Source organism: Mesorhizobium sp. M0954 (genome assembly GCF_040319155.1).
Lineage (GTDB): Bacteria > Pseudomonadota > Alphaproteobacteria > Rhizobiales > Rhizobiaceae > Mesorhizobium.
In genome coordinates this window covers 201,123-214,997 of sequence record NZ_JAMYNR010000003.1, presented here as the reverse complement: position 1 = coordinate 214,997, position 13,875 = coordinate 201,123, and the positions used below count along the sequence as shown (strand labels likewise).

Here is a 13,875-nt window from a genome sequence, read left to right as displayed (position 1 = left end):
GAGAGATGATGAGCTACACCAATTTCACCCTCGACATCGACGCCGACGGCATTGCGCTGGTCACCTGGGACATGCCGGACCGTTCGATGAACGTCTTCACCGAGGAGGTGATGCTCGAACTGAATACCATCGTCGACAAAGTGGCGAGCGATGCAGCGATAAAGGGCGCGGTGATCACCTCCGGCAAGGATACGTTCTCGGGCGGCGCCGACATCACCATGCTGCAGAAGATGCTGGCGACCCTCGCCGCCGACAAGGCGAAGGACCCGGAGAAGGCGACCAAGGCCCTGTTCGACAATGCGGGCACCATGAACGGCCTATTCCGCAAGCTGGAAACTTCGGGAAAGCCATGGGTTTCGGCGATCAACGGCACATGCATGGGTGGCGCGCTCGAATTGTCGCTCGCCTGCCATGGCCGTGTCGCGGCCGATTCAGACAAAGTGAGGATGGCGCTTCCCGAAGTGAAGATCGGCATTTTTCCGGGCGCCGGCGGCACCCAGCGCGTGCCGCGGCTGACCGACCAGCAGCAGGCGCTGCAAATGCTGACGTCCGGCCAGACGCTGTCGCCTCAGAAGGCCAAGTCGATGGGCCTGATCCATGAGATTGCCGAGCCGGACAAGCTGGTCGAAACCGCCAAGGCGATGATCAGGAACGGCTTGAAACCGGTGGCGCCATGGGATGAAAAGGGCTTCAAGCTGCCCGGCGCCCCGATCTATTCGGTGGCCGGTGCCAATCTGTGGCCCCCGGCCATCGCCATTCTGCGCCGCGAGACCTATGGCAATTATCCCGCCGCTGCCGCCATCCTGAAATGCGTCTATGAGGGCCTGTTGGTGCCGTTCGACACCGCCTTGCGGATCGAGCAACGCTATTTCACCGAGATCATGCAGACCAGGGAAGCGGCAGCGATGATCCGTTCGCTGTTCGTGTCGCTGCAGGAACTGAACAAGGGCGCGCGCCGCCCGGCCGGTGTGCCGGAAACGAAGTTCAAGAAGATCGGCGTGCTCGGTGCCGGCTTCATGGGCACCGGCATCGCCTATGTGACGGCCAAGGCCGGCATTCCGGTGGTGCTGCTCGACCGCGACATAGAGTCCGCCGCCAAGGGCAAAGCGCATTCCGACAACCTGATCTCGGATCAGGTCAGGAAGGGCCGCGCCAAGCCAGAGGACAAGGAAAGATTGCTGTCGCTGATCACGCCGACGGCCGATTACGCCGATCTTGCCGGCTGTGATCTTGTGATCGAGGCGGTGTTCGAGGATTCGGCCGTTAAGAAGGATGCCACCGAACAGGCCGAGGCGGTGCTGAAGCCGTCGGCGATCTTCGCGTCGAACACGTCGACCATCCCAATCACATCGCTGGCCAGGAATTCGGCGCGCCCGAAGAATTTCATCGGCATTCATTTCTTCTCGCCGGTCGACAAGATGATGCTGGTCGAGATCATCCTCGGCAAGAAGACCGGCGACAAGGCGCTGGCCACCGCGATCGACTTCGTCCGCGCCATCAAGAAGACGCCGATCGTCGTCAACGATACGCGCGGTTTTTACGTCAATCGCTGCGTACTGCGCTACATGTCGGAAGCCTACAAGATGCTGATCGAAGGCGTTCCGGCGCCGATGATCGAGAATGCGGCGAAAGCCGCCGGCATGCCGGTCGGTCCTCTGGCATTGACCGACGAGACCGCGATCGACCTTGCCCAGAAGATCATGAAGCAGACCATGCGCGATCTCGGCGACAAGGCGGTCGATCCGAAGCAGATGGCGCTGATCAACACGATGGTCGACACGCATGGTCGCTTGGGCCGCAAGAACAGCAAGGGCTTCTATGACTATCCGGCAAAACCGGCCAAGAAGAAGCTGTGGCCAGGTCTCAGGGATCTCTACCCGCAGCTGGCGCCGGAGCAGGTTGATTATGAGGAACTGAAGCAGCGGCTGCTGGTCACCATCGCGCTTGAGGCGGTACGGGTGATGGAAGAGGGCATCGTTACCGACCCACGCGAGGCCGATGTCGGCTCGATCCTGGCCTTCGGCTTCGCGCCCTATACAGGCGGTGCACTGTCCTACATCGACGGCATCGGCGCTAAGAAATTCGTCAAAATCGCCAAGCGCCTGCAGAAGAAATACGGCACCGAGTTCAAGGCGCCGAAGCTGCTGCTTGATATGGCCGAGAAGGGCGAGACCTTCTACGAGCGCTTCGATCCCTATACCAGGGACGAGGCCAAGGAGGCGGCCTGACGCCGTCTTCGGCGGTGGACAAGATGGCGGCCAAGGGGTAGAACAGAGAAGGTATTTTTTCCTGTTTCGAAGGAGAGCAAGGTGCTCTCGCACGACCGCGTTTGGGCCGCCATCGACGCTCTCGCCGAGCGTTATTCGCTTTCGGCCTCCGGACTGGCCAGGCGCGCAGGCCTCGACTCGACCGCCTTCAACAAATCGAAGCGGCTGTCCTCAGATGGACGGCCGCGCTGGCCGTCGACCGAATCGCTGGCCAAGATCATTGAGGCGACCGGCGCCTCGCTGGACGAATTTGCGGGGCTGGTCGAGGGTCGGGGTAATTCCGGCGCACTATCCGTGCAGAGATCGTCGGTGCCGCTGCTCGGCTTCGCCCAGGCGGGCGCCGGTGGCTTCTTCGACGACGCCGGGTTTCCAGCGGGGCAGGGATGGGACCTGATCGAGCTTCCGGCACGGGCAACCGAGACCTCCTATGCCTTGAAGGTCCAGGGCGATTCCATGCTGCCGCTCTATCGCAATGGCGATGTCCTGATCGTCGAGCCGGGGGCTACCATACGAAAGGGTGATCGCGTCGTCGTCAAGACCAATGCCGGCGAGGTGATGGCCAAGGTGCTCGACCGCCAGACACCGAGGTCGATCGCGCTGGTCTCCCTCAATCCCGATCACCCGGACCGCGACATCCCCATGCGCGATGTCGAATGGGTGGCGCGGATTGTCTGGGCAAGCCAGTAGGCGCGGGGCCGGTGCGTCTGCCTCACCTTGCCTTGGCTGTTCTGGCGATCCCGGCGATGGCCACGGCAATTGTCGCCGGCGGCCGCGCCGTCCAGAGCGAAAGCGGCGGCCCCTGGGAGCAAATCCAGGTCGGCGCCGAAACTCAGCCCGCCGCGCCGGCTACGTCGGCCATCCCGAAACCAGTGCCAGCCAAGCAGGCGGCGCATTCGAGGGCAATCGATCCAGACATCGTGGTGCCGCCGCAGCCCGGTTCCAACGAGCTTGAACGGATAGAGCCGCGCGCCCCGTTGAGCGATCTGGCATTGGCCGGACCGCCCAAGCCGCCAAAAACGAAAATGCCTGACGACTGGAAAGGCACGAAACTATTCCAGCCCGTCGCGTCGGCCGCCGGGGTCATCGAAGCAAAGGGCTATTCGATTGCGGTTTCCGGTATCGACATCGTCAAGCAGGAGGAGACTTGCACCGACGGCGGCGAGTCCTGGAATTGCGGCATTCGGGCGCGAACGGCCTTCCGCGCCTTTCTCCGCAGTCGTGCGGTGGTCTGTGCCGTGCCGCCCGAAGGCGGTCGTGATCTGATCGCCGCCGAGTGCCGGATCGGCAATCAGGATATCGGCCAATGGCTGGTCGAAAATGGCTGGGCGCGCGCCGCCAAGGGCGGCCCTTACGCAGAAGCCGGCGAGAAGGCGCGTGCAGCAAAAAAAGGCGTCTTCGGGCCGGCGCCGAGCGTTTCAGGCCTGCCGCCGCTCCCGGCTGCTGCGTCGCGATCCGCGCCTGTAGCGCCTAGCTCGATCCTGGAGGAGCAAGACGGCGTCCTCATGCCGCCAGTTGACCAGCCAGCGCCCGCTGAATGAGCTCGCGCGTTTCGGCGATGCCGTAGAGCGCGGCGAAGGAGCCGAAGCGCGGTCCGCGTTCCTGACCTATCAGCACCCGATAGATCATCTGGAAGAAGGCGACGGAGACACCGGGTCCGCCCTCCGGGCTCTGCTTGGAATGGTCCTGGTAGCGCTCGATCTTGCGCGCAACATTGAGGGCAGCGTTCTGGATTGCCTCGCTGTCGGCATCAGCCGGCAGCGCGGCGAGCGCTTCCGAAAGCTTGGTCAGCGCCTCGCGCTCGACCGCGTCGGCAGCACGGTACACTTTCGCCGGCTTCACGAAATCGTCGAAATAGCGGATGGCATATTCGGCCAGCCGGTCGAGCTCGGGATGGGTTGTCGGCGTCACACCCGGCGCGTGGCGCGAAATGAAACCCCACAGCACGTCCCTGTTCTGCGCATTCGAGGCGCTGACCAGGTTGAGCAGCAGCGAGAACGGAACCGGCAGGTCGACTGCCGGGGGATTGCCGTCATGCATGTGCCAGACCGGATTGCCCAGCCGCTCCTTCCAGTCCTGCCTCTGATAGGCAGAGAGGAACGTGTAATATTCGTCTACCGCCTTCGGGATGACGTCGAAATAAAGCTTCTTCGCGGTTCGCGGGCGCTGGAACATATAAAGGCTAAGGCTCTCGGTCGGCGCGTAAGTCAGCCACTCGTCGATGGTCAGCCCATTGCCCTTCGACTTCGAGATCTTCTGGCCGTTCTCATCGAGGAACAGCTCATAATTGAAGCCCTCGGGTGCCGGAGCATCGAGCGCGCGGCAAATCTGCCCGGCGAGCTTGACGGAATCGATCAGATCCTTGCCGGACATCTCGTAATCGACGCCGAGTGCTGCCCAGCGCATCGCCCAATCTGGCTTCCATTGCAGCTTGGCATGACCGCCGGTCACCGGCGTCTCGAAGCGCTCGCCGGTGTCCGGGTCGCGCCACACGATGGTGCCGGCGTCGAGCTTGCGCTCGTCGATCGCGACTTGCATGACGATGCCGGTCTTGGGATGGATCGGCAGGAAGGGCGAATAGCTCAGCGCCCGCTCCTCGCGCAGCGACGGCAGCATAATTGCCATCACCTTATCGAAGCGCTCGAGCATCTTGAGCAGCGTCGCGTCGAAGCGGCCGGAAGTATAATAGTCGGTCGAGGAAGCGAATTCGTAATCGAAGCCGAAACGGTCGAGGAAAGTGCGCAGCCGTGCGTTATTGGCGGCGCCGAAGGACGGATACTCATTGGAGAACGGGTCCGGTATCCTGGTCAGCGGCTTGCCGAGATAGGCGCGCAGCATGTCCTTGTTAGGCACATTGTCCGGCACCTTGCGCAATCCGTCCATGTCGTCGGAGAAGCACAGCAGCCGCGTCTTGACCTTGTCTTCAGTCAGTACGCGGAAGGCGTGGCGCACCATAGATGTGCGCGCCACCTCGCCGAACGTGCCGATGTGCGGCAGGCCGGACGGGCCGTAGCCGGTCTCGAACAGCACCGTTTCCGGGTAGCCGCTGCTCGCGTAGCGGGCGACGATCTTTTTCGCTTCCTCGAATGGCCACGCCTTGCTTTCGGCGGCGGCGGCGAGGACTTCCGGGCTGAGATCGATCGGCTGTTGTTCGGCCATGATGCTATTCCTGCAACTTTGCCAGCATCCATGCCGGCAGCCGCATGCTCTAGACCATGATCCCGAAAAGTGGAACCCGGTTTTCGGGCAGGACCGTGATCAGGCAAGAAGCCCCCGTCCCGATAGTCAGGATGGATCAACTTCCAAGGCGTGATCGGAGCGCCAACGATCGCGGCTGTTTTTCCTTGCGGCGCCGGTCCCTCGTTCCTAACTTCGGGACCATCTCAAGGAGTTGTAAATGCCATTGTCGCCACACGAAGCCATGATCTACCTGATGGTCATCACCTCGGCGTCAGACCGCGACATGACCGACGTCGAACTGGCGCGGATCGGCGACGTCGTTCGATCCTGGCCGGTGTTTGAGGATTTCAACCAGGAGCGGCTGGTCGAGGTCGCCCAGGCCTGCCAGAAAATGCTGCATGAAAAGGATGGGCTGGAGGGCGTCCTGGCGCGCGTCGCCGAGGCGCTGCCCGAACGCCTGCGTGACACCGCCTATGCCGCCGCCTTCGAGGTCGCAGCTGTCGATCTCGAAATGCGCCTGGAGGAGGTGCGCGTCCTGCAGCTCGTCCGCCGGGAACTCGACCTCGATGCGCTGACGGTCGCCGCCATTGCGCGAGCCGCCAAGGCCCGCCTTCGCACGCTGACCTGAGCCGGCGGCCAAGCTCAGAAAAAACTGACGGGAAAATAGCGCAGATAGAACTCGGCGAACGTGCCTTTCACCGAGATTTCCTGCAGCGCGTAGTCGAAAGCGGCGGCCAGTGCCGGATCGTCGGCCCTGGTGGCGATTGCCATGCCTGAGCCGAGATATTCGGGCGCCAGATAGGGGCCGCCGGCAAAGCGGCAGCAGCCCGCTGCATCCGAACCGCCGAGCCAGAAGGCGAAACGCATGCCGTCGCCGAAGGCGGCGTCGATCTTGCCGGCTTTCAGCTCGCCATAAAGCTCCTCCGGCTTTGCGAACGGGACGATTTGGACGTCGCCGAAATAATCGCGCAGCATCCGCTCGTGCGCGGAGCCGGCGATCACGCCGACACGCTTGCTGCGCAGCTTGTCGAACATTGGTTCGGTCAGCGCCTGTGTCTTCAGCATGATGAAGCGTGCCGGAAATTGCAGGTAGGAGCGTGAAAATGCGTATTTCGACCGCGACTCCGGCGTCGCGGCGATGCCGGCAATGATCGCTTCGCCCTCGCCTTTCCCGAGCGCACCTTCGAGCTCGGCCCAGGGCAGCGCCTGGATCTGGCATTTTTCGGCAATGCCGAGCTCGGCGCAGATGGCGCGCGCCAGGTCGACATGGAAGCCCGACAGCCGGCCTGCCCCATCGAGGAAATTGAACGGCGGGAAATCCGTGGTGGTCAGGAATCGCAGCCGCGGCAGCATTGAAAGGTCCGGCTTTGGCAGCCGCTCCTTGGCGTCCCAGAACACCGGCACCTGCGGCTCCGCGGCGAGCGCAGCAACCGCAAGCGATTGCGCTCCGATCAATATCGAGATCAATGAAATGGATATGCGCCGAAACGCCACGCGACGACTCCGTCCGGTCTTGCCCCGGCTTTCGTACGAAATAACAGGTTTTTGTACGAAAAAAACACAGGTACGACGGTTTTTGGTTTCATCATTGCAATTTAGGGATATTGTTTAGTGAGTTTGCAAGTGACTGCGTGATACCGGCTGAAGAGGAGCAGTAGGACGCACAGGGGAGGCAGCTTTGCAGTCCGGGGTTGATGGCGTGGTGCGGGTTGATCACTGCCATTGGCGTCAAGAGCGGAAGGCAACATGGGGTAGATGTTGCGATGGGTCATTTCGATCGTACGCTGGAGTTGATAGATCAGTTGCAGCACGCCGGCACAGCCGCCGCCGTCTGCGAAAAGCTGCTGGGGGTAACAAGCGGGTTCGGGCTGACCGCGCTGATGGCCGGGACGGTTCCGCAACCTGGCACGCCGAGAAACCAGCAAAAGGACCATGTGCTGCTCTGCGACTGGCCGGCTGAATGGCTTGAGCGCTACGTCGCGCGCAACTACGTCGATCACGACCCCGTCGTCAGCCACATGAAGCAGCTTCAAGCGCCATTCCAGTGGCGGGAAGCATCTCAGGGCATCCGCATCGGCAAGAGCGGCGGCGAGGTGATGGGCGATGCCGGCGAATTCAAGCTGCGCGACGGGTTGGCCTTCCCGCTAATCACGCTCGATGGCCAGATCGTCATGGTGTCGCTAGGCGGCGAGGCTGTCGAATTGTCGAGTGCCGAGTTCGGGTTGGTGTCGCTGGTCTCGACTTATGCGATTGGCCGCGCAATGCAGCTCCACACTATGGCGGGCAAAACCATCGATCATGTCGAATTAACGCCGCGTGAGCGCGAATGCCTGCAATGGGCTGCTGTTGGCAAGTCCGAATGGGAGATTTCACAAATTCTCGGCATTTCGGAACACACGTCAGAGAAACACCTTCTTAACGCCAAAAGCAAACTCGGTGCCGTCAACCGGGTCCAGGCCGTCGCGGAAGCGATAAGGCGCGGCTATATTAACTAGGTCGGCCGCGCCGGCCTAGAAATTCTTGCTTGCGTGATCGCGTAATTTTTTTGGGAAAGCACGGCCGTATCTTCCTATTGAAACTAGGAGACGGCAAATGCTTTTTTCCCTCACAACCCAGGAATTGATGGAACGGCCCGACCTCTGGGAGGCAGTTCATCGTTTGCGTTACAGAGTTTTCGTCGAAGAGATGGGATGGACCGATCTGCAGCGCCCTGATGGCCTCGAGATCGATCAATTCGACCACGACGAGGCAGTGCACCAGATCGTCATCCGCAATGGCGAGCTCGCCGGTTATCAGCGGATGTTACCGACAACCCGGGCCCATCTTCTAACCGATGTGCTGGCGGACCTTTATGAGGGAACCCCACCGTCGGGCCCGAATGTCTATGAACTGACCCGCTATGCGGTTGCGCCGGGATTCCGCGACGGTCGGCGCGGCGTGTCGACGGTCGGCACCGAGCTGATCGCCGGCTTCGTCGAGTGGGGTCTGAGGCGCAACGTCAACCAGGTGATCATCGAATTCGAGCCGATGTGGGTGCTTCGCGCGCTGCAGCTGCATTTCCTGGCAACGCCGCTCGGTTACCAGCGTACCTATGGCAACCAGCAGGTGGTTGCCACACTGCTCACCTTCAACGAGCACACGCTCGACGTGGTGCGTTCGCGCCGCAACCACTTTGCGCCGGTGCTGGCCAGAGGGTACCCGGACATGCTCGGACAGAGACGCGCCTCGTGAGATTGGAGAGAGGCCATGAACGTTCACTCAAAAGCAGAATTCCGCAATCACACGCTGATCGTCACGGTATCGTCGGGTGACGGCCGCCCGGTGCTGGACAGGCGGGCCTATGAAAGCCTGGCCAGGACATTCCACGAAGCCGCTGTCGACGACGACGTCCGCGTAGTGGTCCTGCGCGGCTTGGCCGGGTGCTTCTGCCTCGGTGCCGATTTCTCCGAATTTCTCGACGCCACCAAACATCGGCGACTGATCGCCGCCGTCACCGATATGTTCCGCACGCTGGCGACGTTTCCGAAACCGGTCCTTGCCTGTGTCGACGGCGACGCCGTCGGCGTCGGTTGCACCATCCTGTTCCACTGCGACATGGTGATCGCCTCGAGCAAGAGCACGTTTCGGGTGCCGTTCGTCGATTTCGGCCTGGTGCCGGACGCGGCGACCAGCATTCTGGCGCCGCAGAAGCTCGGCTATGCCGGGGCGTTCCGCTTCTTCTGCCTGGGCGACACGCTCGCCGCCGAAGATGCCAGGGCACTGGGCCTTGTCGGCGAGATCGTGACGGACGGCAGCGTCGAGGAAGCCACGTTGGCAAGAGCCAGGCAACTCGCCAAGAAGCCTGTCGCGGCGCTGCTACAGACGCGCGACCTGCTTAGGGGCGACACCGGCGCGCTCTGCGACCGCATCGATCAGGAGATCTCGCTTTTCCAGCAGGCGCTGCAGGACGACACCACGCTGAAGCGACTGCAGCGGATTGCCCGGCTGGCGGCATGAGAGCCGCATATCGATGAGGTGAGCTTATTTTTCGAGGAAAGTCGGCCCTTCGCCGATGATCTTCTTGTCCTCCTTGCCGATGACGTCGAGGTCGCGGCCGTCATAGGGAAGCGAAAGGAGAATGCGCTGCATGACGGCCAGCCGCGCGCGCCGTTTGTCGTTCGCCCGCACAATGATCCAGGGCGCGAACTCCTTGTGCGTGCGCTCGACCATCAGGTCGCGCGCTTTGGTGTATTCGTCCCATTTGCTGATGCCGGCGATGTCGATTGGCGAAAACTTCCAGCTCTTCAGCGGGCTCCAGCGGCGGTCGTGGAATCGCTCGAGCTGCGTTTCCCGGCCGATGTTCAGCCAGAATTTGAAGAAATGTATGCCCTCGTTGCGAATCATCCGCTCGAAATGCGGAACCTCGTCCAGAAATTGCTCGTGCTGCTCGGGCGTGCAGAATCCCATCACCGGTTCAACGCCGGCGCGGTTATACCAGGAGCGGTCGAAGGTGACGAATTCGCCCGACGTCGGCAAGTGGTCGACGTAGCGCTGGAAGTACCATTGTCCAAGCTCGGTGGGCGTTGGCTTGGTCAGCGCCACGTTGCGCGCCGTGCGAGGGTTCAGATACTGGCGCAAAACGAAGATCGTGCCGCCCTTGCCGGCAGCGTCGCGCCCCTCGAACAGGGACATTACCCGCTTGCCCGTCGACTGCAGCCACGCCTGCGCCTTGACCAGCTCGATCTGCAGCTTCTCTAGCCTCTCGTCATACTCCTCGCTCTTCATCTTCTTGTCGTAAGGGTAACCGCCGGCAGTGAGCTTGCGGTCCTCGACCCAGTCGGGAAGCGCGGGGGCCTCGATGTCGAACGCCCTCTCCTTGCCGTCGATCATGATCTTCAGCGGCCCCGATGAGGGTGCGGCGGGGCTTTCCTTGGCGTTTTTCATCGAGGCGAACCTTTCCAGCTTCCGGACTCGTGCTATTGGGAGCCTTACTGCATCGGCCCGAAAATCGGAATCGATTTTCGGAAAGAACGATGCAGCAGATAAAGAGGTAGAGCGTCCTTTGTGCGCCCAATTGGACGCACTGCGCTCTAGCGCCGGTCCAGCAAGAAGTTCTTGAAGTGGCCGCAGACGGAGCGCAAATGGCCGACATCGGCACAGAGCGGAGAGGCAGGGCGCAAACCGTCGCCATGCGGCTGTGGAACAGCCGCTGGCTGCTGGCGGCCGGTCTCGTTGCGGTTCTGATGGTCTATGGTTTTGCCGGCATGTCTGGCTATGTGGTGCTGCTGGCTGGCGCCGTGCTGGTTGCCGCTGCGATGCTGCCGGCCGGCATCGCCCGCCAATCGACCGAAAATGCCGCGGCCATCGAGTCGGGCGTGCAACAACTTTCCGGCGAATATCTCGCGGCGGCGGTTGCCGATCCGCTGATCATTTTCGATCGCTCCGCCGCCATCGTCCACGCCAACGCCGCTGCCTTTGCCGCCTTCGGTGGGATTGCCCCCGGCATGTCGCTGTCGCTGAAATTCCGCGCGCCGGAAATGCAGGCCTTGCTGGATAGCATCTTGGCGGGCAACGTCGCTTCGGACAGCGTCGACTACATAGAAAGGCTGCCGGTCGAACGAGCCTATCGGGTGAGCGCGTCTTCAGTCGGCCATGCCACGGATCTCTACGTGCTGGTGTTCAAGGACCAGAGTGAGGCGCGCCGGATCGACAGAATGCGTGCCGACTTCATTGCCAATGCCAGCCACGAGCTGCGCACGCCTCTCGCCTCGATCGCCGGCTTCATCGAGACGCTGCGCGGGCCGGCCCGCAACGACCCCGCGGCGCGCGAGCAGTTCCTGCAGATCATGCAGAACCAGACCAGCCGCATGGCGCGCCTCATCGACGACCTTCTGTCGCTGTCGCGCCTGGAGATGAAGCCCTATCTCAAGCCGGGAACCGAGGTCGACCTGCGCCAGGCCATCGACAGCGTCATCGATTCGCTTGGGCCGCTCGCAAAGGAAAACGGCGTCGTCATCGAGCGTGATTTCGCGGAAGGGCCGCTCGACGTGGCCGGCGATCGGGACGAGCTTTTCCAGGTCTTCGAAAATCTGCTGGAAAACGCCTGCAAATATGGTCAGTCGGGCGGACGTGTCGTGGTGTCGATCATACGCAGCGACAGCGATCCCGAACCGGGCATCGACGTCACCATCAGGGATTTCGGCCCCGGCATCCCCGAAGAGCACATCCCGCGCATCACCGAGCGTTTCTACCGCGTCGACGTCGAGAACAGCCGAACCCAGAAGGGCACCGGCCTTGGCCTGTCCATCGTCAAGCATATCCTGACCCGCCACAACGCCAGACTCTCCATCAGGTCGGAGATCGGCAAGGGTGCGGCGTTCACGGTCCATTTGCCGGCTCGCTAACGTAGTACTATCTCTAGCACATAATGGGCCGTTTCTTTTTTCTGTCATCCGGCTAGCGTATCAGCGGGGATTCGAGGGAACGACTCAACCACGAGATCCCGGGAAGGCATTTCGTCCATGCAGTCCGTGCATATCGTCAGCGCCTATGACGAGGAGCTGAAATATCTGTCGAAGCGCATCGCTGCGATGGGCGGGCATGCCGAGCGCATGGTCGAGCAGGCGGTCGCGGCGCTGGTCAATGCGGATCCGGGGCTTGCCCAGAAAGTCATTCGGGACGACCTAGTTCTGGATGAGGGACAGCGCGAGATCGACGACAAGGCGATCATCATCATCGCCAAACGCCAGCCGATGGCGACGGATCTGCGCGAGATCGTCGGCGCGATCCGCATCTCGGCTGACCTCGAACGGGTAGGCGACCTCGGCAAGAACGTCGCCAAGCGGGTGGTTGCCGTCGCAGACGGGCGCCAGCCGAACAGCCTGTTCCGCGGCCTCGAGGCTTTGGCCAATCTGGCACTGACCCAGCTCAAGGAAGTACTCGACGTCTATGCGTCGCGGTCGGTGGAGAAAATCGGTTTCGTGCGCGACCGCGACGACCAGATCGACGCCATGTACACCTCTCTGTTTCGCGAATTGCTGACCTACATGATGGAAGACCCACGCAACATCACGCCCTGCACACATCTCCTGTTTTGCGCCAAGAACATCGAGCGCATCGGCGACCACGCCACCAACATCGCCGAGACGATCTACTATATCGTCACCGGCGACCAGATGCCGGCCGATCGTCCGAAGGGCGATAAGACGGACAAGATTATTCTTCCCGCAACCCAACCAGCGAAGTGAGTTCTCTCAGCCCTGATGCGAATTTCGGATTCGCCACCCGACAGAAAATTGCGCTAAGCTTTCGACGCGCCGACTTCTCAGTTCCGCGATGAAGGCCCCGCCTTCAGGAGGCTGCGATGGAATATGTCCGCGAGTTTGCTCCTGCGCCGCCGATGTCGGGTATAATCGCTTGCGGCGTCTATACGGCTGGGCGGCGCATCGCCGACATTCCGATCGAGGAAGCCGGCGAATGGGCCGGGAAGCCGGGCCACGTGGTCTGGATCGGACTGCTGGAGCCCGACCGCAATTTGTTGCTGCGCGTCCAGGCGCAATTCCATCTGCATGAGCTGGCGATCGAGGACGCCGAGCATCCGCACCAGCGACCGAAGATCGAGCAATATGGTGATGCCCTGTTCATCGTTGCCCGCACGGCGCAGCTGATCGACAGCCGCGTCACCTTCGGCGAGACGCATCTGTTCGTCGGCGCGGGCTACATCGTCAGCGTCAGGCATGGCCCGTCGACCTCCTACGCCGCCGTTCGCCAGCATTGGGAAAGCTGCCCGCATTCCCTTGCCAAGGGCGAGGATTTCGTCCTCTACGCCATTCTCGATTTCATCGTCGACAACTATATGCCGGTGCTTGAGCAGATCGAAAACGAGGTCGAGGCGATCGAGGACAAGGTTCTGCTGAAACCGATGACCGGCTCCGATATCGAACGGCTTTACATGCTGCGCCGCGATCTCTTGCGCCTGCGTAATGCGGCCCTGCCGCTGGTGGAGGTCTGCCGGCGGCTCACCAGCGCCGATCTGCCGCAAATCCACACAGCCATGCACCCGCTGTTTCGCGACGTCACCGACCACATCCGCACTGTCCAGGAAAAGATCGACAGCCTGCGTGAGGTTCTCGCCTTCGCCTTCGAGGCGAGCCTTCTGGTCGGTCAAAGCCAGGAGACGGCGATCTCCAAGAAGCTTGCCTCATGGGCCGCAATCTTGGCCGTGCCGACGGCATTCGCCGGCATTTACGGCATGAATTTCAGCGACATGCCGGAACTGAGGATGGAATATGGCTACCCGGCCGTCCTGGCGGCAATTGCCCTGATCTGCACGTTTCTTTACTGGCGGTTTCGCAAGAATGGGTGGCTTTGAAGCGAGGGCAGTAGGGCAGTAGGGCAGTAGGGCAGTAGGGCAGTAGGGCAGTAGGGCAGTAGGGCAGTAGGGCAGTAGGGC

At 61.8% G+C, this 13,875-nt stretch carries 13 protein-coding genes; 10 read left to right on the top strand and 3 right to left on the bottom strand.

Annotated elements, in window-relative coordinates; all coding sequences use genetic code 11:
* Nucleotides 1–8: 8 nt before the first annotated feature.
* From NKH93_RS06195 to NKH93_RS06185, 3 genes are all read left to right on the top strand, one after another.
* Nucleotides 9–2,228, top strand: coding sequence for a 3-hydroxyacyl-CoA dehydrogenase NAD-binding domain-containing protein (locus NKH93_RS06195; protein WP_352969630.1), 2,220 nt, complete (start codon nucleotides 9–11; stop codon nucleotides 2,226–2,228).
* Between the two features lie 81 nt (nucleotides 2,229–2,309).
* Nucleotides 2,310–2,954, top strand: a complete 645-nt coding sequence (locus NKH93_RS06190; RefSeq protein WP_352501699.1) for a S24 family peptidase — start codon at nucleotides 2,310–2,312, stop codon at nucleotides 2,952–2,954.
* An 11-nt stretch (nucleotides 2,955–2,965) separates the two neighbouring features.
* Nucleotides 2,966–3,805: a thermonuclease family protein gene (locus NKH93_RS06185; protein WP_352969628.1), complete on the top strand. Its 840-nt coding sequence runs from the start codon at nucleotides 2,966–2,968 to the stop codon at nucleotides 3,803–3,805.
* Here the strand turns inward: NKH93_RS06185 and NKH93_RS06180 are convergent.
* Nucleotides 3,768–5,423 (bottom strand): lysine--tRNA ligase, encoded by a 1,656-nt coding sequence (locus tag NKH93_RS06180; protein ID WP_352819277.1) that lies wholly within the window; start codon nucleotides 5,421–5,423, stop codon nucleotides 3,768–3,770. The two genes, NKH93_RS06185 and NKH93_RS06180, sit on opposite strands and share 38 nt — an antisense overlap.
* A 238-nt stretch (nucleotides 5,424–5,661) precedes the next feature.
* On the opposite strand from NKH93_RS06180, the gene NKH93_RS06175 reads away from it, so the two are divergent.
* Entirely contained in the window at nucleotides 5,662–6,072 is a 411-nt protein-coding gene (locus NKH93_RS06175) for a tellurite resistance TerB family protein (RefSeq protein ID WP_023677339.1), read from the top strand.
* A gap of 14 nt (nucleotides 6,073–6,086) precedes the next feature.
* Here the strand turns inward: NKH93_RS06175 and NKH93_RS06170 are convergent, their stop codons facing one another.
* Complete coding sequence (locus tag NKH93_RS06170; RefSeq protein WP_023677340.1) at nucleotides 6,087–6,938, bottom strand: ABC transporter substrate-binding protein; 852 nt, start codon at nucleotides 6,936–6,938, stop codon at nucleotides 6,087–6,089.
* Nucleotides 6,939–7,207: 269 nt separating this feature from the next.
* Between NKH93_RS06170 and NKH93_RS06165 the strand changes: the two genes are divergently transcribed.
* The 3 genes from NKH93_RS06165 (at nucleotide 7,208) to NKH93_RS06155 (ending at nucleotide 9,440) form a co-directional block, all read left to right on the top strand.
* Nucleotides 7,208–7,939: a helix-turn-helix transcriptional regulator gene (locus NKH93_RS06165; RefSeq protein WP_023677341.1), complete on the top strand. Its 732-nt coding sequence runs from the start codon at nucleotides 7,208–7,210 to the stop codon at nucleotides 7,937–7,939.
* Nucleotides 7,940–8,036: 97 nt separating this feature from the next.
* Nucleotides 8,037–8,675 (top strand): acyl-homoserine-lactone synthase, encoded by a 639-nt coding sequence (locus tag NKH93_RS06160; RefSeq protein ID WP_352969626.1) that lies wholly within the window; start codon nucleotides 8,037–8,039, stop codon nucleotides 8,673–8,675.
* Nucleotides 8,676–8,690: 15 nt separating this feature from the next.
* Nucleotides 8,691–9,440: an enoyl-CoA hydratase-related protein gene (locus NKH93_RS06155; protein WP_023677343.1), complete on the top strand. Its 750-nt coding sequence runs from the start codon at nucleotides 8,691–8,693 to the stop codon at nucleotides 9,438–9,440.
* A gap of 24 nt (nucleotides 9,441–9,464) precedes the next feature.
* Here the strand turns inward: NKH93_RS06155 and ppk2 are convergent, their stop codons facing one another.
* The gene (ppk2, locus tag NKH93_RS06150) at nucleotides 9,465–10,367 is read right to left on the bottom strand and encodes a polyphosphate kinase 2 (RefSeq protein ID WP_352969624.1); all 903 of its coding nucleotides are present in this window, start codon (nucleotides 10,365–10,367) and stop codon (nucleotides 9,465–9,467) included.
* A 197-nt stretch (nucleotides 10,368–10,564) separates the two neighbouring features.
* On the opposite strand from ppk2, the gene NKH93_RS06145 reads away from it, so the two are divergent.
* From NKH93_RS06145 to NKH93_RS06135, 3 genes are all read left to right on the top strand, one after another.
* Complete coding sequence (locus NKH93_RS06145; RefSeq protein WP_352969622.1) at nucleotides 10,565–11,827, top strand: sensor histidine kinase; 1,263 nt, start codon at nucleotides 10,565–10,567, stop codon at nucleotides 11,825–11,827.
* A 117-nt stretch (nucleotides 11,828–11,944) separates the two neighbouring features.
* Nucleotides 11,945–12,670 (top strand): phosphate signaling complex protein PhoU, encoded by a 726-nt coding sequence (phoU, locus tag NKH93_RS06140; RefSeq protein WP_023677346.1) that lies wholly within the window; start codon nucleotides 11,945–11,947, stop codon nucleotides 12,668–12,670.
* A gap of 116 nt (nucleotides 12,671–12,786) precedes the next feature.
* Nucleotides 12,787–13,794 (top strand): magnesium and cobalt transport protein CorA, encoded by a 1,008-nt coding sequence (locus NKH93_RS06135; RefSeq protein ID WP_023677347.1) that lies wholly within the window; start codon nucleotides 12,787–12,789, stop codon nucleotides 13,792–13,794.
* Nucleotides 13,795–13,875: the final 81 nt, after the last annotated feature.

Bases quoted from the DNA above. Each gene is read 5' to 3' on its own strand.
- NKH93_RS06195 (WP_352969630.1), top strand. From the start codon at position 9: ATGAGCTACACCAATTTCACCCTCGACATCGACGCCGACGGCATTGCG.
- NKH93_RS06180 (WP_352819277.1), bottom strand. From the start codon at position 5,423: ATGGCCGAACAACAGCCGATCGATCTCAGCCCGGAAGTCCTCGCCGCC.
- NKH93_RS06175 (WP_023677339.1), top strand. From the start codon at position 5,662: ATGCCATTGTCGCCACACGAAGCCATGATCTACCTGATGGTCATCACC.
- NKH93_RS06165 (WP_023677341.1), top strand. From the start codon at position 7,208: ATGGGTCATTTCGATCGTACGCTGGAGTTGATAGATCAGTTGCAGCAC.
- NKH93_RS06160 (WP_352969626.1), top strand. From the start codon at position 8,037: ATGCTTTTTTCCCTCACAACCCAGGAATTGATGGAACGGCCCGACCTC.
- NKH93_RS06155 (WP_023677343.1), top strand. From the start codon at position 8,691: ATGAACGTTCACTCAAAAGCAGAATTCCGCAATCACACGCTGATCGTC.
- ppk2 (WP_352969624.1), bottom strand. From the start codon at position 10,367: ATGAAAAACGCCAAGGAAAGCCCCGCCGCACCCTCATCGGGGCCGCTG.
- NKH93_RS06145 (WP_352969622.1), top strand. From the start codon at position 10,565: ATGGCCGACATCGGCACAGAGCGGAGAGGCAGGGCGCAAACCGTCGCC.
- phoU (WP_023677346.1), top strand. From the start codon at position 11,945: ATGCAGTCCGTGCATATCGTCAGCGCCTATGACGAGGAGCTGAAATAT.
- NKH93_RS06135 (WP_023677347.1), top strand. From the start codon at position 12,787: ATGGAATATGTCCGCGAGTTTGCTCCTGCGCCGCCGATGTCGGGTATA.